This window comes from Streptomyces sp. PTY087I2 (assembly GCF_001687325.1).
Classification (GTDB): Bacteria; Actinomycetota; Actinomycetes; order Streptomycetales; family Streptomycetaceae; genus Streptomyces.
The window spans coordinates 1-601 of the sequence record NZ_LZRD01000082.1; the positions used below are offsets into that span (position 1 = coordinate 1).

1 protein-coding gene and 1 pseudogene are annotated in these 601 nt (G+C 65.2%); both read right to left on the reverse strand.

The window, feature by feature from the left end:
* Nucleotides 1-133 (reverse strand): annotated as a pseudogene (locus tag A3Q37_RS36265) (IS5/IS1182 family transposase); the annotation flags it as partial.
* A gap of 121 nt (nucleotides 134-254) precedes the next feature.
* The coding region (locus A3Q37_RS35150) for a VCBS repeat-containing protein (RefSeq protein WP_141693650.1) at nucleotides 255-601 on the reverse strand (347 nt) is incomplete at its 5' end.

Below are 601 nucleotides of genomic sequence, written 5' to 3' on the forward strand. Positions count from 1 at the left end.
ACACCAGTGCCACCATCGCGCGCTGTGATGGGCGGAGCTTGCAGCGCCAGTTGCCCTCACGGGTGACGATCAGCATGGTCACCCATTCCACGAGTGCGTGCGGCAGGTCGAGTGCGGCAGGATGGATGACCAACGAGGCCCCCGAGCAGAGTGATTGAGACGTCAGACATCTCGATCAACAGCTCGGGGGCCACGCTCGTTGCGCTTCACGACCCGTCACCCGATCGGTGGCCAACTCGAAGAGGCTCAATCAGTCAGCCGATGGACTGGTAGCCGGGGAACGCGTCCGAGACGCCGGACACGGTGGTGTGTCCGCTAGCGGTGTAGTCGGCGAAGAAGCGTAGGCGTCCGTTGCCGGGAGTGGTGGCCCAGAGGTCGAACTTCCCGTTGTTGTTGGCATCGGGTGCCGCCGTGAAGCGGGGCACGGTGTTGACGCTCCAGTTGCTGCCGATGGCGGTCCGGTCGGTGAGGCTGATGTCGAAGCCCTCGTCCGTCTCCCTTCCGTGGAACACGTAGAGACCTCCGACGTCCGGACGGTCGTAGCGCACGAGCAGGTCCTCCCGCCCGTCACCGTTGTAGTCGCCAGGGGCCGCCAGGGTCA